At 72.2% G+C, this 22,377-nt stretch carries 20 protein-coding genes and 1 tRNA gene; 10 read left to right on the forward strand and 11 right to left on the reverse strand.

What is annotated here, in order from left to right:
* Window positions 1-23 precede the first annotated feature (23 nt).
* A complete protein-coding gene (locus ACZ5VD_RS34405; protein ID WP_468684493.1) occupies window positions 24-704 on the forward strand; it encodes a hypothetical protein in 681 nt (226 codons plus the stop codon).
* 114 nt (window positions 705-818) lie between these two features.
* Here the strand turns inward: ACZ5VD_RS34405 and ACZ5VD_RS34410 are convergent, their stop codons facing one another.
* Both ACZ5VD_RS34410 and ACZ5VD_RS34415 read right to left on the reverse strand, forming a co-directional pair.
* Window positions 819-1,334, reverse strand: a complete 516-nt coding sequence (locus ACZ5VD_RS34410) for an NUDIX hydrolase (protein WP_468552063.1) — start codon at window positions 1,332-1,334, stop codon at window positions 819-821.
* 73 nt (window positions 1,335-1,407) lie between these two features.
* Window positions 1,408-2,295 carry a DMT family transporter gene (locus ACZ5VD_RS34415; RefSeq protein WP_468684494.1) on the reverse strand — a complete coding sequence of 296 codons (888 nt, stop codon included), beginning with the start codon at window positions 2,293-2,295 and terminating at the stop codon, window positions 1,408-1,410.
* 426 nt (window positions 2,296-2,721) lie between these two features.
* Between ACZ5VD_RS34415 and ACZ5VD_RS34420 the strand changes: the two genes are divergently transcribed.
* The 4 genes from ACZ5VD_RS34420 (at window position 2,722) to ACZ5VD_RS34435 (ending at window position 6,889) form a co-directional block, all read left to right on the forward strand.
* Window positions 2,722-3,672 carry a hypothetical protein gene (locus ACZ5VD_RS34420; RefSeq protein WP_468552061.1) on the forward strand — a complete coding sequence of 317 codons (951 nt, stop codon included), beginning with the start codon at window positions 2,722-2,724 and terminating at the stop codon, window positions 3,670-3,672.
* 105 nt (window positions 3,673-3,777) lie between these two features.
* Window positions 3,778-5,319 (forward strand): APC family permease, encoded by a 1,542-nt coding sequence (locus ACZ5VD_RS34425; RefSeq protein WP_468684495.1) that lies wholly within the window; start codon window positions 3,778-3,780, stop codon window positions 5,317-5,319.
* Window positions 5,320-5,457: 138 nt separating this feature from the next.
* Window positions 5,458-6,207 carry a molybdopterin-dependent oxidoreductase gene (locus tag ACZ5VD_RS34430; protein WP_468552059.1) on the forward strand — a complete coding sequence of 250 codons (750 nt, stop codon included), beginning with the start codon at window positions 5,458-5,460 and terminating at the stop codon, window positions 6,205-6,207.
* Window positions 6,191-6,889 carry a cytochrome b/b6 domain-containing protein gene (locus tag ACZ5VD_RS34435; protein WP_468552058.1) on the forward strand — a complete coding sequence of 233 codons (699 nt, stop codon included), beginning with the start codon at window positions 6,191-6,193 and terminating at the stop codon, window positions 6,887-6,889. The genes ACZ5VD_RS34430 and ACZ5VD_RS34435 overlap by 17 nt, the downstream gene beginning before the upstream one ends.
* On the opposite strand, the gene ACZ5VD_RS34440 is transcribed toward ACZ5VD_RS34435, so the two are convergent.
* From ACZ5VD_RS34440 to ACZ5VD_RS34455, 4 genes are all read right to left on the reverse strand, one after another.
* Entirely contained in the window at window positions 6,852-7,892 is a 1,041-nt protein-coding gene (locus tag ACZ5VD_RS34440; RefSeq protein ID WP_468684496.1) for a hypothetical protein, read from the reverse strand. The two genes, ACZ5VD_RS34435 and ACZ5VD_RS34440, sit on opposite strands and share 38 nt — an antisense overlap.
* Complete coding sequence (locus ACZ5VD_RS34445; RefSeq protein WP_468684497.1) at window positions 7,889-8,476, reverse strand: hypothetical protein; 588 nt, start codon at window positions 8,474-8,476, stop codon at window positions 7,889-7,891. Before ACZ5VD_RS34445 ends, ACZ5VD_RS34440 begins: the two co-directional genes overlap by 4 nt.
* 763 nt (window positions 8,477-9,239) lie before the next feature.
* On the reverse strand, window positions 9,240-10,637 hold the full coding sequence (locus tag ACZ5VD_RS34450) for a GntP family permease (protein WP_468684498.1): 1,398 nt from the start codon (window positions 10,635-10,637) through the stop codon (window positions 9,240-9,242).
* 51 nt (window positions 10,638-10,688) lie between these two features.
* Complete coding sequence (locus ACZ5VD_RS34455) at window positions 10,689-11,207, reverse strand: gluconokinase (protein ID WP_468552054.1); 519 nt, start codon at window positions 11,205-11,207, stop codon at window positions 10,689-10,691.
* A 126-nt stretch (window positions 11,208-11,333) separates the two neighbouring features.
* Here ACZ5VD_RS34455 and ACZ5VD_RS34460 point away from each other — a divergent pair, with 126 nt between their 5' ends.
* Entirely contained in the window at window positions 11,334-12,035 is a 702-nt protein-coding gene (locus ACZ5VD_RS34460) for a FadR/GntR family transcriptional regulator (protein ID WP_468552053.1), read from the forward strand.
* A 24-nt stretch (window positions 12,036-12,059) separates the two neighbouring features.
* Here ACZ5VD_RS34460 and ACZ5VD_RS34465 read toward each other — a convergent pair whose 3' ends face one another.
* The 4 genes from ACZ5VD_RS34465 to ACZ5VD_RS34480 all read right to left on the reverse strand — a co-directional run bounded on the left by ACZ5VD_RS34465 (window position 12,060) and on the right by ACZ5VD_RS34480 (window position 18,161).
* Window positions 12,060-12,473, reverse strand: a complete 414-nt coding sequence (locus ACZ5VD_RS34465; RefSeq protein ID WP_468684499.1) for a YchJ family protein — start codon at window positions 12,471-12,473, stop codon at window positions 12,060-12,062.
* Window positions 12,470-13,849, reverse strand: coding sequence for a M1 family metallopeptidase (locus tag ACZ5VD_RS34470; RefSeq protein ID WP_468552051.1), 1,380 nt, complete (start codon window positions 13,847-13,849; stop codon window positions 12,470-12,472). The genes ACZ5VD_RS34465 and ACZ5VD_RS34470 overlap by 4 nt, the downstream gene beginning before the upstream one ends.
* A 71-nt stretch (window positions 13,850-13,920) precedes the next feature.
* Window positions 13,921-17,796, reverse strand: a complete 3,876-nt coding sequence (locus ACZ5VD_RS34475) for a Pls/PosA family non-ribosomal peptide synthetase (RefSeq protein ID WP_468684500.1) — start codon at window positions 17,794-17,796, stop codon at window positions 13,921-13,923.
* 280 nt (window positions 17,797-18,076) lie between these two features.
* Window positions 18,077-18,161, reverse strand: a tRNA-Leu gene (locus tag ACZ5VD_RS34480).
* Window positions 18,162-18,383: 222 nt separating this feature from the next.
* Here ACZ5VD_RS34480 and ACZ5VD_RS34485 point away from each other — a divergent pair.
* From ACZ5VD_RS34485 to ACZ5VD_RS34495, 3 genes are all read left to right on the forward strand, one after another.
* Window positions 18,384-19,709 carry a M20/M25/M40 family metallo-hydrolase gene (locus tag ACZ5VD_RS34485; protein WP_468684502.1) on the forward strand — a complete coding sequence of 442 codons (1,326 nt, stop codon included), beginning with the start codon at window positions 18,384-18,386 and terminating at the stop codon, window positions 19,707-19,709.
* Window positions 19,710-19,866: 157 nt separating this feature from the next.
* Window positions 19,867-20,100 carry a chaplin ChpH gene (chpH, locus tag ACZ5VD_RS34490; protein WP_306502586.1) on the forward strand — a complete coding sequence of 78 codons (234 nt, stop codon included), beginning with the start codon at window positions 19,867-19,869 and terminating at the stop codon, window positions 20,098-20,100.
* Window positions 20,101-20,326: 226 nt separating this feature from the next.
* The gene (locus ACZ5VD_RS34495) at window positions 20,327-21,163 is read left to right on the forward strand and encodes a chaplin (RefSeq protein ID WP_468552048.1); all 837 of its coding nucleotides are present in this window, start codon (window positions 20,327-20,329) and stop codon (window positions 21,161-21,163) included.
* Window positions 21,164-21,277: 114 nt separating this feature from the next.
* On the opposite strand, the gene ACZ5VD_RS34500 is transcribed toward ACZ5VD_RS34495, so the two are convergent.
* Window positions 21,278-21,466 (reverse strand): DUF5703 family protein, encoded by a 189-nt coding sequence (locus tag ACZ5VD_RS34500; protein WP_451160514.1) that lies wholly within the window; start codon window positions 21,464-21,466, stop codon window positions 21,278-21,280.
* 47 nt (window positions 21,467-21,513) lie between these two features.
* Here ACZ5VD_RS34500 and ACZ5VD_RS34505 point away from each other — a divergent pair, with 47 nt between their 5' ends.
* On the forward strand, window positions 21,514-22,248 hold the full coding sequence (locus ACZ5VD_RS34505) for a hypothetical protein (protein ID WP_468552047.1): 735 nt from the start codon (window positions 21,514-21,516) through the stop codon (window positions 22,246-22,248).
* The last annotated feature ends 129 nt before the right edge of the window (window positions 22,249-22,377 follow it).

The following is a 22,377-nucleotide window of genomic DNA, read 5'->3' on the forward strand; positions in this document are numbered from 1 at the left end:
TGCTGCCCGCTAGCGTTCGGGGCATGGATGTTCCCACGTCACCGGCCGGGTGCGCGGAGCCCGGGCACGCCATCGCCCCCGCCGAGCACCTGCTCGACCTGCCCGGTTTCTGGCCTGCGTACCTCGGCCTCACCTGGGACGCGTTCGCGGGCGAGCCCGAGGCGTTCGGCGCGGACGCGGCGGACGTCGACGCGGCGGGGGAGGCGTTGTACGACGCGATGGAGGTGTGGCCCGCGTACCGCCTGCCGCTGCCGGGCGGGCACCTGCTGTGGATCGTGCACCGGAACCTCCCCGCCGACTCGGGCACGGACTACCTGCTCACCCACCCCGAGCAGCCCCGACAGACCCCGCTGGCGTCCGTCGAGGGCCGGGTCGCCGGGCCGCGGCTGTCCTGGCCGGACCTGGTCGCCGTCTGCGACGCGGCCCCGGCGGACGCCGCGGGCATATGCGATCCGGACCTGCGGCTGCTCCTGCTGCTTCCGGCGTTCGGTGACGCGGACACTCCGGTGGAGGAGGCGCTGGAGCGCATAGGCGGCGCACTGGTGGCCGCGGGCATGGCGGCGGAGACGGCTCCCGAGGCGGCCGAGCGACTCCTCGACCACCCTTCCCGGGAGAGCCCGTACTGGGCCGCCCCGGGCTCCAACCCCCTCAGCGGGAGCACCCACACACCCGGCCCGGTCCGCCGGATCCTGCTCGGCGACTGAGCCCGGGCCGGGACACCGACCCGGCCGGTCGACCGGCCGGCCTCAGCCCGCCGACCGACCCGTCCGCCGACCGACAGTTCCCAGCCCGCCGACAGTTCCGTCCGCCGGCAGTTCTCAGTCCGCAGACCGAAAGGCCCGCAGCCGCTCGTACGCTTCCAGCCCGTCGGGCACCCACTCCCACTCCGTCAGCCGCCGCCGCACCTCCTCCTCCGGCAGGAAGCCGTACCAGGCCACCTCCTCGACCTGCGGGCTGACCGGCAGATCACAGCGGACCTCGTACACCGAGGACCACCAGGTCCGGCCGGCGCCGTCGTCGTAGAGGAACGTGAAGAGAGGGTCCGGGCGGGGGAGGCCGCTCACACCGAGTTCCTCCTCCGCCTCGCGCAGGGCCGCGTCGTCGTAGGACTCGCCCGCGCCGACCACCCCGCCGACGAACAGGTCGTACAGGGAGGGGAACACCAGCTTGGTGGGTGTGCGGCGGTGCACGAAGAGGCGGTCCTCGGCGTCCCGGGCCAGGACGAAGACGCAGCGGTGGCGCAGGCCCTTCGCATACGCCTCGCCGCGCGGTGACCGGCCGACGACCCGGTCGTTCTCGTCGACGATGTCGAGGATCTCGTCAGCAGCGCTCATGCCCCCATCCAAGCAGGGCACGGACCGGACCCGCGGGCCGCACGGGCCCCGTCGACCGGGCCGCGGGCTCCGCTCAGCCGGGCTGCAGGTTCCGCGCGCGCTCGGTCTGTGCGCACGGCAGCGCCGGGTGCATCCCGAGCAGCACGATGCCCACGACGATCGCCGCCAGCCCCGTCGCCTCCCAGGCCAGCGCGCCGGTGTCGGTCCGCAGCCGGTCGCCGAGGAAACCGACGCCGCAGATGATCCCGGCCAGCGGCTGCGCGGCGGTCAGGGCGGGCAGCGACATCCGCAGCGGAGCGGTCTCGAAGGCGCTCTGCACCAGGATCAGGCCGGTGAGGCCGAGCGCCAGCACGGCGTACGGCTGCCAGCCGGTCAGCACCTCCACGAGGCCGCCCTCGGAGAAACGCTGGCCGCTCACCCGGGTGAGCGCGTCCTGCACGCCGTACAGCAGACCGGCGGCCAGCGCGAGCAGTACCGGGCCGGAGCTCAGCCGCGCACGCTTGGCGTAGGTGGTGAGCAGCAGGGCGAGGCCGACCATCACGCCGATGATCAGCCAGTGGCGCAGGGGGTCGGTGACGTCGGTGCCGCCGCGCGGCTCGCCCGCCACGAGGAACGTGGTGACCCCGCCCGCGAGCAGGGCCAGGCCCGCCCAGCCCTGGCGGCCCAGCGGCTGCTTGCTCTGCTTGCGGGACAGGGCCAGGGCGAAGAGCAGGTTGGTGGCGAGGAGCGGTTCGACGACGGAGATCTCGCCCCGGCCGAGCGCGATGGCGCCGAGGACCATGCCGGCCACCATCAGTCCGATGCCGCCGAGCCAGCGCGGCACCCTCATCAGGTCCAGGAGCAGCCGGGGGGAGAGGAAGTCGCTCAGCGGGGCCCGGCGGGCGGCGTTCTGCTGGAGCACGAAGCCGAAGCCCAGACAGCAGGCCGCGCTCACGGCGAGAACAAGAACCAGAACCGACACGCTGTGTACCTCGATCATCCGGCCGGGCCACGGGGTGCGTAGGCGCCGACTGTAGCGTCCCCGGACCGTGCGGGACCCTGCGAGTACCCGGGAACGGGCGACTGACTCGGTCCCGCCGCCCCGGGCGGCCGGGACGGGTGCGTGACCGTCCCGCCATCGTGCGGGCCGTCGCGGGGTCGGCGCCATGGCGTGGGCCACAGACAGGACGGGCGATTCGTGCCCGCCGCTCCTGGCCGGCTCACAAGTACCCCATAGGTCCCGGAAGTTGACGCGTGTAACGCCTACATCCCCCTTGACGTAAAGCGTTGGCTGGGGATTTGCTGTGCGTGATCAGCTGATGGCCAGACGAAACGTTCAGACCAGCAGGCCGGCGGCCTCGTCGGCCGCATACCGACGCGAGTCGCGTCGCGTGAGGAAGTCCCCGCGGTGTCCCCACCCCCGCCACCCCTTGGGCGCAGTCGCAGGCGCGCCGCTCAGGCCCTCGACGCCGCCCTCGACGACGACGAGCTCGTCGCCGTGCGGTCCGCGTTGTCCCAGGGGCGGTGGCAGGCGGTCCGGGCGCTGCTCTCCCGGACCGGCGACGACTGGGACCGCCGGGGGCACCGGGTGACGGTGCTCGCGCTGGAGCCCTACAGCGCCGCCTGGGCGGGGGAGTGGCTGCTCGCCGAGCCCGACTCCGCCGACGCGGCCGTCCTGCTCGCCCTCGCCCAGGTCCGGCGCGCTTTGCGCGGCAAGGAGAAGCCGGACCGGGCCCGCGAGACCTGCCGGACCGCCGCCGCCCTCGCGCCCACCGACCCGACGCCCTGGCTCGGCCTGCTCATGCTGGAGCGGGACGCCGGCGCCGACGACGAGATCCTGCGGCTCTTCGACGAGATCCGGGCACGGTACGCCGACCACCACCACGCCCACCACCTGATGGTCGCCCGCCTCGCCGAGAGCCGCTCCGAGGCCGGTCCCGACCCCCTGCACAAGGTGTACGACTTCGCGCACTGGGCCGCCGAACAGGCACCCGCCGACTCCCCGCTCGCGATCCTCCCGGTCGTCGCGCACGCCGAGCGCTACCGCGTGCTGGCCGCAGCCGGGCACGAGCCCGCCGATCCGGCCGCCTCCGGGCACTGGAACGACCGCCGGGCGCGGCAGGTGATGAAGGCCGCCTTCGACTGGTGGCTGGAGTGGGAGCAGGAGGGCCACCCGCGCCGCCTGGTCGACCTCAACTTCCTCGCCCACGCCAAGGTCTGCGAGGGCCGGGGCGCGGAGGCGGCCGCCCTGTTCCACCGCATCGGCGAGCACGCGACCCCGGCGCCGTGGTCGTACCCCGCCCGCGACCCGTACAAGGCCTTCCGGAGCGCCCGCGACGGAGCACTCGGCACGACTTGACGCCCCTCGCCCCACCGGCCCCCTCGCCCCACATCCCCCACGCCGCGCCCCACACGCCCCACACGCCATGCCCTCTCCCGTGACTCCCACCAAGGACGGTCTCCCATGACGACGGACAGCCCACGCACGAGCAGACCCGCCGGCGACGGCATCAGCACCTTCAAGGGTCAGGAGCGGGCCCTGCGCTCCGACCGCCTCGGCACCGGCGGGCTGCTGCTCTCCGTCCTCGCCGCGACCGCGCCCCTCATGGTCGTCGCAGGTGTCATGCCCACCACATTCGCGGTGATGGGCATCGTCGGACAACCACTCCTCTTCGTCGTCCTCGGCGTCGTCCTCGTCCTCTTCGGTATCGGCTACGCCGAGATGAGCCGCCACGTCCACAACGCGGGCGCCTTCTACGCCTACATCTCCCGCGGCCTCGGCGGCGCCGCCGGCGCGAGCGCCGCCCTGGTCGCCCTCGTCGCCTACAGCGCCCTCCAGGTCGGCATCTACGGCATCTTCGGCTTCGAGGTCTCCGGCCTGTTCGCCACCTACGCCGACCTGGACGTCGCCTGGTGGATACCGGCGCTGGTGGCCGCACTGGTCGTCGGCGCACTGGCCCGGCTGAAGATCGACGTCAACGCGCGCGTGCTCGGCGTCCTGCTGGTCATCGAGGTGGCCCTGGTCGTCATCTTCGACATCGCGGTCGTGGCCGACCCCGGCCCGCAGGGCCTCTCGCTGCACGCCTTCAACCCGGACACGCTCACCGGCGCCGGCCTCGGCACCGCGCTGTGCTTCTGCATCGCGGCCTTCCTCGGCTTCGAGCAGGCGCCCGTCTACGCCGAGGAGACCAGCCGCCCGCACATCCTGGTGCCGCGCGTCATGTTCCTCGCGGTCGGCGGGGTCGCCGTCTTCTTCGCGCTCAGCAGCTGGGCCCTCACCGTCGCCACCGGCCCCTCGGCGATCGTCGGCGAGTCGCAGAAGCAGAGCGCCGGACTGCTCTTCGCCCTCACCGAGTCCCGCCTCGGCACCACCTTCACGGACGTCCTGCACATCCTCTTCGTGACCGGCATGTTCGCCGCCCTGCTCAGCTTCCACAACGTCGTCGCCCGCTACGCCTTCGCCATGGGCCGCGAGGGACTGCTCCCCGCCGCCTTCGGCCGCACCACCGGCACCAGCGGCGCCCCCGGCACCGGCTCCCTGCTCCAGACCGCCGTGTCCGTGCTGGTCGTGGCCGCCTTCGCGGTCGCCGACGACAAGCCGGCCGGCGACCCCACCGCCCCCGTCCTGCGCCTGTTCACCTGGTGCGGCAACATCGGCGCACTCGGCGTGATCGTCCTGATGGCCGCCGCCTCCGTCTCCGTCGTGGTGTTCTTCGCCCGCCGCGGCGCCGCCGGCGCCCAGGCCTGGCGCCTGGTCACCTCCGCCCTCGCGGGCGTCGCCCTCCTGGTGATCGCCGGCTACACGGTCAGGGACTTCGACGTCCTGGTCGGCGCCGGCCCCGGCTCCGCGCTGAGCTGGGTCCTGCCCGGCATCATCGGCCTCGCCCTGGTCATCGGCCTGGCCCAGGGCCTGTTCCTGCGCTCCAGGGCACCCGAGGCGTACGCCCGCATCGGGCTCGGCAACGAGGCGTTCCAGCTGGAGAGGGCCGCGGAGAAGACCCCGTAGCGGTCGTGGCCGCGGCACGCGTCCGCGCCGCCGATCGCGCTCGCCCCCTCTGAGAATCACGTAAGAAGTCATTACGGAACCCTGACGAGCACCCGCGAACCCTGGCCCGCCCACGGTCGCGGGTGCTCGAATGGGGGTGTGACATCCGAACAGTCCGACCGGCAGGGGCCGGAACAGCCGGAGGAACGCGGCGCACCCGTCGGCCGCCGGGTCCTCCTCGGCACCCTCGGTCTGGGCGCCCTCGGCGTGGTCGCCGCGCCCGGTCTGCAACGCGGCCTGGAGGCCTTCCTCGGCAGCGCCGCCGACAAGGACCCCACCGGCCTGACCGGTCTGCTGCCGAACGGCGGCGGCTTCCGCTACTACTCCGTCACCTCCTCGGTGCCCCGCAAGAGCGCCACGAACTACCGCCTCACCGTCGACGGACTGGTCGACCGCCCGCACACCTACACGCTGGCCGACCTGCGCGCGCTCCCGCAGACCCGCATGATCAAGGACGTCCAGTGCGTCACCGGCTGGCGGGTCCCCGACACCCCCTTCGAGGGGGTGCGCCTGTCCCGGCTCCTGGACGCCGCAGGAGTGCGCCCTTCAGCCGGGGCGGTGCGCTTCACCTGCTTCGACGGCACCTACACCGAGAGCCTCACCCTCGACCAGGCCCGCCGCGCGGACGTCCTGGTCGCCCTGCGCATGCAGGACAAGGACCTCGGCCACTCCCACGGCGGCCCGGTCCGCCTCTACGTGGCCCCCATGTACTTCTACAAGTCCGCCAAGTGGCTCTCCGGCATCACCGTCACCGAGGACGTCGAGCCGGGCTACTGGGAGGACCGGGGCTACGACGTCGACGCCTGGGTCGGCCGTTCGAACGGACGTGACGATGACCCCACGAGCTGACGCCCCGCCGACCACCCGGCTGCGCCGGTTCAGCCACGCCGAACGCTGGGTCCACCGCACCACGGCCGTCCTGATGAGCGTGTGCGTGATCACGGCGGCCTGTCTCTACGTCCCCCAGCTCGCCGAACTCGTCGGCCGCCGCGCACTCGTCGTCCGCGTCCACGAGTGGGCCGGCCTCGCCCTGCCGGTGCCCGTCCTGGCGGGCCTCGCCTCCCGCGCGTTCCGCACCGACCTGCGCTTCCTCAACCGCTTCGGCCCGCACGACCGACTCTGGCTGCACGCCGCCCTGCGCCGCGACCGGCGCCCGTCCGCCCGCCCGGCCGGCAAGTTCAACGCCGGACAGAAGGTCTACGCCGGGTGGATCGCCGGCGCGACCCTGGTGATGCTCGGCACCGGCCTGATCATGTGGTTCACCCACCTCACCCCCATCATGTGGCGCACCAGCGCGACCTTCGTCCACGACTGGCTCGCCCTGACCATCGGCATCGTCCTCGCCGGCCATGTGGGAATGGCCCTGGGGGACCCGGAGGCACGGCGGGGGATGCGGACGGGCACGGTGAGCCGGGAGTGGGCGCGACGGCAACACCCCCTGTGGCGCCCCGCCGAACCGGACCCGGCACCCACCGCCGACTCGGCCGACTCGACTACGGACACTCCCTCTCCCGGTACCCGCGCCCGCTGACGTACTCCACCCGTACGTCGGCCTCCTCCTCCCGCAGCACGTACAACGTGCCGTCCCAGGGCGCCCAGTTCCGCGGCACGAGGAACAAGCGGTCGCCGGAGACGTGGAACAGCCGCAGTCCGGCGTACCGGTAGTGGTACGGGCTGCCCTTCTCGTCGACCACGGCGAAGCAACTGCCCCCGCCGCGGATCAGCAGGTCCCGCTCGCTGAACACGACGACGGCCGGGAACGAGTCGGCCACCGTCCCGGCCGTCGTGGCGGCCCGGCCCCGCCCCACGATCCCGGCGTACGCGTAGACGGCCCAGAACAGGGCGACCAGGGCGACGAGCAGGGCCGGCCCCCAGATCCGCGTGGACCGCCGCCGCACCGGGTCACCGGGCTCCGGGCGGGTCCGCGCGTACGCGCTGAGCAGCACACCGACCATGGCCACCAATGGGAGGACGAGCTCCAGCACGCCCCGCGCGGCGTAGTACAGCGGCAGCAGCACCGGCGCCGCCACCCACGCGTGCCGCAGCACCCGCAGCACGCGTGCGGCCCGCACCGGGTCCAGCAGCACCCTGTGGTGCAACGCCGCGGCCGCCATGGCCGCGCCGGCCGCCGTGAGGACGGGCAGATAGAGCGCGTCCACGCTGCGCAGCAGATAGTCGGCGGTGGAGAACCGGAAGAGCGTGTCCCGCAGGCCGAGGGCACGGGTCTCGGCGTCCGTGCTCGCCCAGCCGAAGTAGAAGAGAACGGCGGTGAAGAGGGAGACGAGCGAGCCGACCGTGCCGATGAGCTCCAGCCATTTCGGGGGGCCGGGTGCGGGTGGGACCGGGGGCGCGGGGGGCGCTGGATCCGGTGGCGGGGGCAGTGGCGGTGGCGGTGTCGGCTCCGGTCGGGGCTCGGGCTCGGGTTCCGGTTCGGGTTCGGGTTCGGGCGGGTGTGTCGTACGGCCGCGTCCGGCGCGGGCGCGGGCGCGGGCGAGGGCCGTGCGCATCCGGTGCAGGCCAGTGCGGTCGCTCACGGAGCGACCGAGGTGACCGGAGCGGCCGGGGACGTGACCGGCGACGGGGAGACGGCCACATCGGCGGTCACGAGGGTGAAGGCCTTGGCCAGGGTGTCCGACGTGTCGTACGTGACGGTCACGTCGACGGCCTTCGAGGAGAAGCCGGCCCCCGGTTCCGGGACGTCCACCCCGACGGACAGGCTGTCACCCGGTTCCGGCGCGGGCTGTTCGTCGGAGAGCAGGGCAGGCAGCCCCGCGACGGTGATGTCGAGCTGCCCCACCTCCGCCTTGTCGAAGTAGACGCCCGTGAGCCTGATCCTGATCGGCTCCTTCGGCCGGGCCTCGTGGTCGCCGCCGACGTCCACCGACATGATCCGGAAGGCGCAGGCGTCCCCGCCACCACCGGACGCCCCCTTCAACCGCACGGTCTCGCCGGGGTGCAGGCGGTGGAAGTCCAGCAGGCCGCCCAGCACGTCGTACGCGGCCCTGCCCTTGCAGGAGGCCAACTGCCCCTGCGTACCGGTGTAGTCGGCGGTCGCCTTCTCCCAACTGCCGCCCCCGCCCTGAACGGCCGCGCAGGCCTCGGCCAGTCCGTGGAGCACCCGCCACTCGGGCGCGGTCTCCTCCTTGACGTCCCCGGCGACTTCCGCGCAGGTGGACGGCCGCTCGCTGAGCCTGTCGTAGACACTCGCCGGGTCGGGGGAGTTCTCGGTGTTGGGGGAGTGCGGCCCCCACGGAAGCCAGGCGGGACCTTCGATGCCGCCACCGCCGGATCCTCCGGAGCTCTTTCCTCCGGAACCCGATGGGCCGGACCCACTCGAACTCCCTGACCCACTCGAACTCCCGGACCCACTGGACCCGTTGGACCCGGCACCGGTCCCACCGGATCCCCCGGTCGCCCCGTCGCCGTTCTCGTCCGGCGGCACCCAGGTAGGCGTACCCCCGTCGGTCCCGCCCCCGGAACCGCCGTCCCCAGTCCCGCCGTCGGCGGCCCCGGCGGAGACGCTCGTACCGCCTCCGCCGCTGCCCGACGTGTCGTCCCCGTCGCCACCGCCCCCGCATGCCGCCGCCGTCGCGACAGCCAGTGCCCCGGCGAGGAACAACCCCGATACGCGCACTCCGAGTGAGACCGCCATGAAAGCCCCCGCCTGCTCAAGTCCCTCTCATCATGGGACCGTTCGCCGCACCCCGGAAGCGGTTCGGGGCAGGCTGCGAGGGCAGTGGCCAATGGGTGCTCAAGGGGTCCCGGCGGAGGTTCCGAGGCGCCCCACCACGCGTGCGGTGCGCACCCCGCTCGGACTCAGCCGGGGTGCGCACCGCAACGGCCGTGCCGGCGACGGGACCTGACGCCCCGTCGCCGTACGCCTAGATGATCAGCGAGAGCAGCAGGACGAAGCCGCCCGCGACCACCGAGATGATCGTCTCCATGACGGACCAGGTCTTGATGGTCTGGCCGACGTCGAGACCGAAGTACTCCTTGACCAGCCAGAACCCGGCGTCGTTCACATGACTGAAGAACAGCGAGCCGGCGCCGATGGCCAGGACGAGCAGGGCCGTGTGGGTCGTCGACATGTCGGCGGCGAGCGGGGCGACCAGTCCGGCCGCCGAGATCGTCGCCACGGTCGCCGAACCGGTCGCGAGCCGGATCGCCACCGCGATCAGCCAGGCCAGCAGCAGCGCCGGGATCGACCAGTCCTTGGAGATGTCCAGGATCATCTGGCCGACGCCGGAGTCGATCAGCGTCTGCTTGAAGCCGCCGCCCGCGCCGACGATCAGCAGGATGCCCGCGATGGGCGCGAGCCCCTTCTCGACGAGCTGCGAGACGCGGTCCTTGGCGAAGCCGGCGGGCCGCAGCAGGGTGAAGATGCCGACCAGAACGGCGGCCAGCAGGGCGATCAGCGGGGAGCCGAGGACGTCGAAGACACGCTGCACGGTGTGCGTCGGGTCGTCCACGATGATGTCGACCAGCGCCTTGGAGAGCATCAGGACGACCGGCAGCAGGATCGTGCCCAGGGTCGCGCCGAAGCCGGGGCGGTGCTCCAGCTCCTCGGAGGCGCGCTGCGGGACCATGCGGTCGGGGGCCGGGACGTCCACCCAGCGGGCGGCGAACTTCGAGAACAGCGGACCGGCGATGATCACGGTCGGGATGGCGACGAGGACGCCCAGCGCCAGCGTGACGCCCAGGTTGGCCTTGACCGCGTCGATCGCGACCAGCGGGCCGGGGTGCGGCGGGACCAGGCCGTGCATGACGGACAGACCGGCCAGCGCCGGGATGCCGATCCGCATCAGCGAGTAGTTGCCCCGCTTGGCGACCATCAGGACGACCGGGATCATCAGGACGACGCCGACCTCGAAGAACAGCGGCAGCCCGATCACCGAGGCGATCAGCACCATCGCCCACGGCATCGAACGCGGGCTCGCCTTCGCCAGGATCGTGTCGACGATCTGGTCGGCGCCCCCGGAGTCGGCGAGCATCTTGCCGAGGATCGCGCCGAGCGCGATCAGGACGCCGACACCGGCGACCGTCGATCCGAGCCCGGTGGTGAAGCTGGTGATGGCCTTGTCGAGCGGTGCTCCGGCGAACGCGCCGAGCGCCAGCGACCCGATGGTCAGCGACAGGAAGGCGTGAAGCTTGAACTGGGTGATGAGCAGGACGATGACGGCGATGCCCGCCAGTACGGCGATGCCCAGCTGCGCATGGCCGGCCGAGGTGATCGGCTCGGGTGCGTCCGCTGCCAGCATCTCGACACTGAGTCTGGTCACGGGAAGGGGTCCCTTGCAGGTACGGGGATGGGGGAGGGGTGTTGCCGTGGACTACTGCGGAACGTCGGGAAGGCCGTTCAGCGCCTTGGCGGCCCGCTCGGTGATCTCCTCCGGGCTGCCCGAGACGTTCACCGCCACTCCCGCCTCGTCCGCCTGGAGCGGCTGGAGCGTGGCGAACTGGGAGTCCAGCAGCGCGGTGGGCATGAAGTGGCCCTGCCGATGCGTCATACGGTCCTCGATCAGCGCCCGGTCGCCCGCGAGGTGCACGAACACGACATCGGGCGCCGCGGCCCTGAGCCGGTCGCGGTAGGACCGCTTCAGCGCCGAACAGCTGACCACGCCGCCGAGCCCGGCCCGTTCGTGCGCCCAGGCGCCGATGGCGTCGAGCCACGGCCACCTGTCGGCGTCCTCCAGGGGGGTGCCGGCGGACATCTTGCGGATGTTGGCCGGTGGGTGGAAGTCGTCGCCCTCGGCGTACGGGGCGCCCAACCGGGCGGCGAGCAGGGGACCGATCGTGGTCTTGCCCGTGCCGGCGACGCCCATCACCACGACGACATGAGGGGTACTCATCTCTGCCTCGCTGTCTTCCTCGACATCTGACACCTGACTGAAACCCATTAGGTACGACAAATTCAAGAGCCTGTGACAAATAAGTCTGACTTTTTGATCCTGTGACGCGCCCCGTACGCTGAGTGCATGAGCACATCGGGCCGAGGGCTGCACGGCCACGTACTGGAGACCCTCGGACCCGCGATCACCGCGGGCGAGTACCCGCCGGGCAGCGTTCTGCGCACCGACGAACTGGCCCAGAGCTTCGACGTCTCACGCTCCGTGATGCGCGAGGCGGTCCGGGTCCTGGAGTCCATGCACCTCGTCGAGTCCCGCCGCCGGGTGGGCGTGACGGTCCTTCCCTCGAACGAGTGGAACGTCTACGACCCCCAGGTCATCCGCTGGCGTCTGGCCGGCGCCGACCGCCCCCGCCAGCTGCGCTCCCTCACGGTGCTGCGCTCGGCGGTCGAACCGGTCGCCGCGGGCCTCGCCGCCAAGTACGCCACGGCCGAACAGTGCGCCGAACTCACCGAATGCGCCCTCGGCATGGTCGCCCACTCACGCGGCCACCAGCTCAAGGGATATCTCCACCACGACATCGCCTTCCACCGCGTCATCCTGAACGCCTCCGGCAACGAGATGTTCGCCCGCCTCGGAGACGTCGTCGCCGAGGTCCTCGCCGGCCGGACCCATCACGAGGTCATGTTCGAGGACCCCGCCCCGGCCGCCGTCACCCTCCACGTCCAGGTCGCCGAAGCGGTCCGCGCCGGTGACGCCACGCGCGCGGAGGCCCTGACCCGGGAGATCACCGTGGGCGCGCTCCAGGAACTGGACATCCTGGCGCCGTAGCCCCGCCCGCCGGCCGGTGTGGGGCTACGGGGTGAGGAACTCCCCGTCCACGTACACCCAGGCCCCGGCCACCCGCTCGAACCGGCTCCGCTCGTGCAGCGATCCGCCCCGGAACGAGGCGCGGAAGGTCACGGTCCCCGTGGAGTGGAACGCGGAACCGTCCCCCGTGCCGAGGATCTCCAGCCCGGTCCACCGCATCCCGGGATCGAAGTCGACCCGCGCCGGCCGCGTCCGCGGATGCCAGGTCCGCAGCAGATAGTCCTCGTCGCGGCGCACGAAGGCGCAGTAGCGGGACCGCATCAGCGCCTCGGCGGTGGGCGCGGCGGCGGGCCCGGCGTGGAACCGCCCGCAGCACCCCTCGTACGGCTGGGACAGCCCGCACGGACACAGGGCCGCGGGCCCTCCGGGGCGTGCCGACGACCTGCTCGACCCGCTCATGCGGTCGCGCCCGCGCCGGGCGGGTACGGCGGCCTGGCCGGCAGCGATGCCACCGGGTTCGGCAGCGGGGGCAGCTCCGTACCGGACAGCCACGCCTGGAACAGGTCGTCCAGGGGCTCCGACGCGAACCTGGCCGCATGGGTGACGAAGGTCGACGTCGTCACGGCACCGCCCCGGTGCAGCGCCGCCCACCCGCGCACCATGCGGAAGAAGTCCTCGTCGCCCATCGCGCAGCGCACCGCGTGCAGGGTGAGTCCGCCGCGCTGGTAGAGCCGGTCGTCGAACATCAGCTTGCGGCCGGGGTCGGCGAGCTTCAGGTCCTGCGGCAGCGAGGAGAGCAACCGGTGGGCAGTGGCGGCGAGTTGATGGGCGGTGCGCCCCCCGGACCGCTCCGACCACAGCCACTCCGCGTACTTGGCGAACCCCTCGTTCAGCCAGATGTGCCGCCAGTCGGCGATGGACACACTGTTGCCGAACCACTGGTGGGCCAGCTCGTGCGCGACCAGCCGCTCCGAACCCCGCGCCCCGTCCACGTGGTTGGCGCCGAACAGCGACAACCCCTGGGCCTCGACGGGGACATCGAGTTCCTCCTCGGTCACCACGACCGCGTACTCGTCGAAGGGGTAGGGCCCGAACAGCTCCTGGAACAGCTCCATCATCCGGGGCTGGCGCGCGAAGTCCCGGGAGAACTCCGGGAGCAGATCCGCCGGAATGTGCCCGTGCTGCGGCACGCCGCCCAGACCCGGGTCGCCCAGCAGCACCGTCTGGTACTTGCCGATCGACAGCCCGACGAGATAGCTGGAGGTGGGCGCGGACTGCTCGTACACCCAGGTCGTCGTCGACGCCTTCGTGGTGCGCGTCAGCAGCCGCCCACCCGCCACCACGGCGTACGCCGAGGGCGTGGTGATCGAGATCTGGTACGACGCCTTGTCGGCGGGCCGGTCGTTGCACGGATACCAGGACGGCGCCCCGACCGGCTGGCTCGCCACCAGCGCCCCGTCCTCCAGCTCCTCCCAGCCGAGCCCGCCCCAGGGGCTGCCGACCGGCTTGGGGTTGCCCGACCAGTGCACCTCCACGGTGAACGCGGCCCCGGCCCGCAGCGGCTTCGCGGGGCGGACCCGCAGCCGGCCGCCCCGGTGCGTGTAGTGCGGCTGACGGCCGTCCACCCGGACCCGGCCGATCTTGAAGTCGGCCAGGTTGAGCTGGAATTCGGCGAGCGGGGACCGTCCCGCTATGGCGTTGATCCGGGCCGTCCCGGACAGCCGGTTGGGACCCGGGCGGTAGTCCAGCGCGAGTTCGTAACGGTGCACCCGGTAGCGCGGGTCACCGTTGGCCGGGAAATACGGGTCCGGGCCCACTGCCTGCTGAACGGTCACTGCTGCGTCTGCTCCCTGCGCTGTGCTCGAACGTCGTGCGGGGACGTCCCCCAACCCCGATCGAGCGGTGCTCAGGAACGCCATGACTCGATCGGATTGCCCAGCCAGCGGGTGTCGTCGGGAACGGACTCCGCCGCCATGACCAGAGACGCGGGACCCAGAGTGGTACGGGCCCCGACCGTGCTGCCGGGCAGGACGATTCCGCCAGGACCCAGCGTCGCGCCCTCACGGAGGACCACAGTATCCGTCCGCAAGATCCGGTCGTGGAAGAGGTGCGTCTGGAGCACACAGCCCCGGTTCACGGTCGCCGCGTCCTCCAGAGTCACCAGATCCGTCTCGGGTAGCCAATAGCTCTCCACCCACACCCCCCGGCCGATCCGCGCCCCGAGCGCGCGCAGCCACGCCGTCATCACCGGCGTACCCGGCACCGAACCGGCCAGCCACGGCACGGCCACCACCTCGACGAAGGTGTCCGCCAGCTCGTTGCGCCACACGAAACCGCTCCACAGCGGGTGCTCCCCAGCGCGGTGGCGCCCCACGAGCACCCACTTCGCGACGACGGACAGCACGCCGGCCGCGATGCCCGCACCGATCAGCACCAGCCCCGACAGCAGCGGCGCCCAGACACCGAGGGAACCCAGCGCGCACAGCGCGGCCACCGTCAGCACGGCCAGCCCCGCCGAACAGAACACCGGCACGATCCGGCACAGCTCCACCAGCCCCCGCGCCCACAGCAGCCGCGCCGGCGGATCGTAGGTCCGGCTCTGGTCGCCGTCGGACGCGGCCCGCGGCAGCTTCATCGGCGGCAGCCCCAGATACGAGCTGCCCTTCTTCGCCTTCTTCGGCGTCGCCGACAGCACACCCACCAGCCCGCCGTCCGGCACCGAGCGACCCGGCGCGGTCATCCCGGAGTTCCCGAGGAAGGCCCGCCGCCCGATCTCGGCCCGCCCGATCCGGATCCAGCCACCACCGAGCTCGTACGGCGCGGTCAGCGTGTCGTCGGCGAGGAACGCGCCCTCGCCGACCGTCGTCAGACTCGGCAGCGCGAGCACGGTCGACACCTCGGCGCCCCGCCCGATCCGCATCCCGAGCAGCCGCAGCCACACCGGCGTGACCAGCCCGGCGTACAGCGGGAACAGCGTCTCCCGCGAGCGGTCCATCAGCTGCGTGACCGTCCAGGCCTGCCACCCGATCCTGCTGTGCGTGGGATGCGTACCCTCCCGCAGCCCCAGGCTCAGCAGACGTACGGCGACCAGGAGCAGCAGCGCGTACGCCAGCCCGAACGCCAGCGTCGCCGGGACCAGGGCGAGCGCGGCACCCCTGAGCGCCTCGCCGAGCCCGGCACCGGGGGCCACGAAGACCCGCGCCACCAGCAGCGCCGCCGCACCCGCCAGCACCGGCAGCAGCGTCAGCGCGAAGCCGGCCACGCCGTACATCACCCGCCAGTACGTGCCCCGCGCCGGCCGTTCCTTGGGCCAGTTCCGCTTGGCCTTGCCGAGCTTGGCCGCGGGTGCGCCCGCCCAGCGCTGCCCGGTCGGGATCTGACCGGTGACGGCCGAACCCGGCGCCACCTCGGCCCGCTTGCCGACCCGGGAGCCCGGGAACAGCATGCTGCGGGTGCCGACGACGGCGTGCCCGCCGACCCTGACCGTCCCGATCTCCAGCCGGTCGCCGTCCAGCCACCAGCCCGACAGATCCACCTCGGACTCCACGGCCGCGCCCCGGCCCAGCCGCAGCATGCCGGTCACCGGCGGCAGCGAGTGCAGGTCCACCTCGGGACCGATCTTGGCGCCGAGCGCCCGCGCGTACCGTTCCAGCCATGATCCGGTCAGCGAGGTCGCCCCGCTGAACTCGGCCAGCCGCTCCGCGGTCCACAGCCGCAGATGCACACGGCCGCCGCGCGGATACCGCCCCGGCCGCACCCCGCGCAGCAGCAGCCGCGCGCCGCCCGCGGCGATCGCGAGCCGTCCGGGAGGGCTGAAGAAGAGCACCGCACCGGCCGCGACGGCCCACCAGGGAGCCGTCGGCAGCCAGGAGTACGCGGGCAGCAGGTTCCCGAGCGCCGCCAGGGCCACGCTCCAGCGCAGCCCCAGCAGGGTGAACAGGGGCAGCAGCACCAGGAGTTGGACCACCTGGGCACGGACCGGAACCGGCGGGATCACCCGCGCGGCGCTGTCGTCCTGCGCCGACTCCTCCAGATGCCGGGCCAACTTCCGCAGCACGGGCTGCTGGTAGATGTCGAGGACGGCCGCGCTCGGGTAGCGGGTGCGCAGCCGCGTGGTCAACTGGGCGGCGGCCAGGCTGCCGCCGCCGATCGCGAAGAAGTCGTCCCGCGCACTCGACACGGGGATGCCGAGCACCTCGCTCCACTGCTCGGCCAGCCAGGCCTCGGTGCCGTAGAGCTGCTCGGCCGGGCCACCGGTGTCCAGCTCCTTCAACGGCCAGGGCAGGGCCGCCCGGTCGACCTTGCCGCTGGTCCGGGTCGGCAGTTCCGCGACCGGCGCGAGCAACGGCACGAGCGCGGCGGGCAGTTCGGCCCGCAGCTTCCCGACGGCACTCGCGTGGTCCCAGCCGTCCTGGGTGACGACATAGCCGACCAGGAGCTGGTTGCCGCTGCGGGCGGTCCGAACGGCGGCCGCGGCCCCCGCCACCCCGGGCAGCGCCTGGAGGGCGGTGTCCACCTCGCCGAGTTCGATGCGCCGCCCGCCGAGCTTGATCTGCTCGTCGGCCCGCCCGAGGAAGACCAGCCCCTCGGGCTCCGCCTTCACGAGGTCCCCACTGCGGTACGCCCGGTCCCAGCCCAGGGACTCCAGCGGCGCGTACTTCTCCGCGTCCTTCTCGGCGTCCAGATACCGGGCGAGCCCGACCCCGCCGATCACCAACTGGCCGGTGCCGCCCATCGGCACCAGCTCCCCGGCCTCGTCCACGACGGCCAGCTCCCAGCCGTCCAGCGGCAGCCCGATCCGGATCGGCTCCGCGCCGCTCATCAGGGACGCGCACGCCACGACGGTCGCCTCGGTGGGCCCGTACGTGTTCCAGACCTCGCGCCCCTCGGTCACCAGCCGCTGCACCAGCTCGGGCGGGCACGCCTCACCGCCGAAGATCAGCAGCCGTACGTCGTTCAGGGTCTCGGGCTCCCACAGAGCGGCCAGCGTGGGCACCGTCGACACCACGGTGATCTCCTGCTCGACCAGCCAGGGACCGAGATCGGCACCACTCCTGACCTGGGAACGCGGCACCGGCACCAGCGTGGCCCCGTACCGCCAGGCCAGCCACATCTCCTCGCAGGACGCGTCGAACGCGACCGACAGCCCCGCCATGACCCGGTCCCCGGGACCGATCGGATCCTCCGTGAGGAAGAGCGCGGCCTCGGCGTCCACGAACGCGGCGGCGCTGCGGTGGCTGACGGCGACACCCTTGGGCTTCCCGGTGGAGCCGGAGGTGAAGATGATCCAGGCGTCGTGCTCCGGGCCCGGCCGCGCGGCGGGCAGCTCGCTCCGGGAGACGACGGCGACCTCGTGCCCGCCCCCGACGACGGCCCGCACCTCCGCCTCCCCGAACACCAGCTCGGCCCGCTCGTCGGGGTCCTCGGCGTCCACCGGCACATAGGCGGCCCCGGCGGCCAGTACGGCGAGGATGGCGACGTACAGGTCGTTGCTGCCGGACGGCACCCGGACCCCCACCCGGTCCCCGAGCCCGACCCCGGCGCGGGCCAGCGTCCGCCGCAGCACCTCGACCTCCACGGCCAGCTGCCGGTAGGTGAGCCGCGCCGTCCCGTCGTCCAGGGCGAGCTCGTCGGGATACGACCGCACGGACGCGTCGAAGACGTCGACGAGCGTGCGAGAGGAGGCCGCCGGCCCCCCGGAGAAACGTGCCGTGTCGCCGAACCGCTCGCGGATCTCTTCGTCGAGCACACCGAGAGCGCTGCTCTCGTGTATGGCTGCCATCGGGTCCTCGCGTCTCGATCCCGGAAGCCCTCCGGGGCGCTGGCGGGGCCCGCAGGTCTGCCTGGGGTTGTCCGGTTCCAGCTCCGTTCCGTAACAAGCCGGAAATTTTAGTACGACGCTAGGCTCCACCCCCTGCGTCGGCCACTCGGGACGGGCTTTCTGAGGCCTGCGCGGCAGGTGAAGAGGGGTGCTGACCTGGTGATCTTCGAACCGGGGAGAGATGCCCCACACAACGAGCGAGGGCCGTGACCAGGTGGTCACGACCCTCGCTCATCTCGTGTGTCCGAGGGGGGACTTGAACCCCCACGCCCGATAAAGGGCACTAGCACCTCAAGCTAGCGCGTCTGCCATTCCGCCACCCGGACAAGGTGTTGGTCGTGCGGAGTTCCCCCCGCGGCGACGAAGGAAACATTACCAGGCTTTCGCGTGCCCCTGATCGCCCCCCGGGTCACCCCCGTCGCATCACCGGCCCCGCCCCGGGTCGGGCGTGAACGACGTGTGACGGGCCGGGACCGGTCTTGGGGTGGAGGCCCCCGGAGAGGGAGGATGAGGGGGACCACCAGCAGCGACGGCGCGGGAGGAAGCACGTGAGCGAGTCGGACAGGGCCAGGGGAGTCACCGGCGAGGACGAGGTCGTGGACCTCTGCCGAGAGCTGATCCGGATCGACACCAGCAACTACGGCGACCACTCGGGCCCCGGTGAGCGCAAGGCCGCCGAGTACGTCGCCGAGAAGCTCGCCGAGGTGGGGCTCGAACCACGGATCTTCGAGTCGCACCCGGGCCGCGCGTCCACCGTGGCCCGCATCGAGGGCGAGGACCCGTCCCGGCCCGCGCTGCTCATCCACGGCCACACCGACGTCGTACCGGCCAACGCGGACGACTGGACCCACCACCCCTTCTCCGGCGAGATCGCGGACGGGTGCGTGTGGGGCCGCGGCGCGGTCGACATGAAGGACATGGACGCGATGACCCTCGCGGTCGTCCGTGACCGGCTGCGCAGCGGGCGCAAGCCGCCCCGGGACATCGTCCTCGCCTTCCTCGCGGACGAGGAGGCGGGCGGCACGTACGGCGCCAAGCACCTGGTCAAGAACCACCCCGACCTCTTCGAGGGGGTCACCGAGGCCATCAGCGAGGTGGGCGGCTTCTCGTTCACGGTGAGCGAGGAGCGGCGGCTCTATCTGATCCAGACGGCCGAGAAGGGCATGCACTGGATGAAGCTGACCGTGGCCGGCACGGCGGGCCACGGATCGATGATCCACCGGGACAACGCCATCACCGAGCTGTCCGAGGCCGTCGCGCGGCTCGGCCGGCACAGGTTCCCGGTCCGGGTGACCAAGACGACCCGGGCCTTCCTCGACGAACTCGGCGACGCGCTCGGCGTCGAGCTCGACGCGGACGACATGGAGCCGACCCTCGCCCGGCTCGGCGGCATCGCCAAGCTCATCGGCGCGACCCTGAGCAACACGGCCAACCCCACCCAGCTGGGCGCCGGCTACAAGGTCAACGTCATCCCCGGGGAGGCCACCGCGCACGTCGACGGGCGGTTCCTGCCGGGCCACGAGGAGGAGTTCCTCGCCGACCTCGACCGGATCCTCGGCCCGAAGGTGCGGCGCGAGGACGTGCACGCCGACAAGGCCGTCGAGACCACCTTCGACGGGGCGCTGGTGGCGGCGATGCAGTCCGCCCTGGTCGCCGAGGACCCGGCCGCGAAGGCCATCCCCTACATGCTCTCCGGCGGCACCGACGCCAAGTCCTTCGACGACCTGGGCATCCGGGGCTTCGGTTTCGCGCCGCTGAAGCTGCCGCCGGAGCTGGACTTCGCCGGGATGTTCCACGGGGTCGACGAGCGGGTGCCGGTGGACGGGCTGCGGTTCGGGGTACAGGTGCTCGACCGGTTCATCGACGCGTCCTGAATTGCCTCACTGAAACGACACTTCAGTATTCGCTCGAACGTACGGAAGTGACTGGGAAGAGTGAATGCGACGATAAGCTCGTAGCTCCATTACTCCCTCCTCGTTACTGGTGACGTGATCCGCTGATGGGGATCGCATTTGCCAACAAGGAGGAATAATGATCAAGAAGGTCGTCGCCGCTGCGGCTGCCACTGGCGGTCTGGTTCTCGCGGGTGCGGGCATGGCCGTGGCCGACTCGGGTGCCCAGGGTGCCGCTGTGCACTCCCCGGGTGTCCTGTCCGGCAACGTGGTCCAGGTTCCCGTTCACGTCCCCGTGAACGTCTGCGGCAACACGGTCTCCGTGATCGGGCTGCTGAACCCCGCCTTCGGCAACACGTGCATCAACAAGTGACGTTGTGCCTCGCCCCGTGAAGGGCTGAGCCCGTCGGCCCCGGAGCGCACGCCATGCGCTCCGGGGCCGACGGGCCTTTTCTCAACGATTCTTCCGACCGTCGGGATCCCGGACGTCGCAACTCGAATGCCGGAACCGGACTTCGAGAACTTGATCATCGGGAACTCGACCGTCGAGAATGCGAACCTCGGGAATTCGGGACAAGGTCGAAGGCAGGGATTCAGCAATGCGACAGGTCACCCGCAAAGGCCTGATGACCGTGGCCGCCGCCACCGGCGTGATCGCCGCCACCGGCGGAGCGGCGCACGCCGACTCCGGCGCGAACGGATCGAGCACGAACTCACCCGGCGTACTGTCGGGCAACTCGGTGCAGGCGCCGGTGCACGCGCCGGTGAACGTCTGCGGCAACACGGTCAACGTCGTCGGGATCCTCAACCCGGCTATGGGCAACAAGTGCGTCAACACCGGCGTCCACAAGGGCGGCGGTGGCGGCTCGTCCGGCGGTCACGGCCACTCCGGCGGGCACGGTGGTCATGGCGGTCACGGTGGGCACGGCGGCTACGGCGATGCAGAGGGCTCGGGCGCGGGTGGGCACACCGGCGGCTCGCCGGGCGTCGGCTCGGGCAACCACGTCGAGGTACCTATCGACGCGCCGGTGAACGTCTGCGGCAACAGCGTCGACATCATCGGGATCGGCAACTCCACCACGGGCAACGGCTGCGGAGACGGGGCCGGGGGCGGTTCCGACCGGGCCGTGCCTCCCGGGGGCGGTCCGCAGACGCCGCCCGGCGGCCCCGGACAGCCGGGCAACCCCGGAGACCCCGGCAACCCGGTGGAGCGCGGTCGCCCCGGTGCCCCGAACACGCCCCACGGACCGGGCGCCGGGACGCCGGACGGTTCGCACCCCAACCGGCCCGGTGCCCAGTCCGTCAGCCAGCCCGGTGCCGTCGCGCAGCTCGCGCACACCGGCAGTGACCTGCCGTTGGGCCTGACGCTCCCGGTGGGCGCGGGGGCCCTGCTCGCGGGCGCGCTGCTCTACCGCAAGGCACGCACGTCCGTCTGAAACCGGGATGTGCGGGACGAAAGCGCCGCGAACTTCCTTCGCCGTGCGCACAACGGAGCGGGCCCTGCCTCGGCGGGCCCGCTCCGTTTCCGTCGCCTCAGCTCACTGCTCAGCTCACCATGTGGCGCGAACCTGGCGGATGATCCGCCGGCGCAGCCGTACCCTCCGGCTGCCGTCGCGCATCAGGCTCAGGCGGTCCAACTCCCAGTGTCCGTACTCGGCATGGTCCGTCAGCAGGCGTGTGGCGTCTTTGCGGGTGACCCCGCGCGGTACGTACACGTCGACAAATTCGTATTCCGGCATCGCATCTATTGTGCGGGCTGGGGCTCGGTACGGATAGCGTCTGCACTATGTCTGATGCTGCGCAGCCCACCGCTGCCGAGGTACGCGCCGCCGCCGAGGCGGTCAAGACCGCGCTCGACCGCCACCTGGCGGCGGTCGAACGCCGGTCCGGGGAGGACGACCCGGCCGTCTACGAGGCGTTCAACGAGCTGGCCGCGGCCGCGGAGGTCTACGACGAGCTGCTGTACGACCGATACGACGAGGTCACGCCCTTCGAGATCCCCGGCGCGGACGACTCGCTGCCGCCGTACACCGGCCCCGAGGAGCCGAACGCCCTCAGTGTGCTGATCCGCCGCGACTACGCCGTGGTGGAACCCCAGCGGCTGCTGGCGCAGGCTCAGCGCGTCGAGGCGGCGGACTACGACGGTGGCACGGAGGCGTCCGGCACGGTGCACGGGGCGCTCGGCATCCTGTTCGGCGAGTTCGAGGCGGACGAGATCGCCTCCCGGCACAAGGAGTTCGGCCTGGAGGAGGGCGACTCCACGCTCTGGGTGACGGCGGCGGACGAGACGGCCGAGCCCGGCGAGTGGCTGGAAGCGCCCTTCGAGCAGATCGACCCGCAGCGGGTGGTGTGCCGCTTCGACGTCAGCGCGGTCTTCGACGAGGACACCGACGACCTCGACGACCTCGATGACGAGGACGACGCCGAAGGCGACGACGCCGAGGAACTCGAAGGCGACCTGGACGTGGATCCGGGCGACGCCGAGGACGAGGAACCGGAGCGGCTGGAGGCGGATCGCTGAGCGGACCCGCGCCACGACGACGGCGGTGACCGCGGCGGCGGTCCTGGAGACCGAAATCGGCCTCCGGGACCGCCGCCGTTGCCTGTGTTGTGCTGTGCCGTTCCGCGTCGGGACGGGACCGGGCGGTGC

The sequence above is a fragment of the Streptomyces sp. NPDC032822 genome, assembly GCF_055578825.1.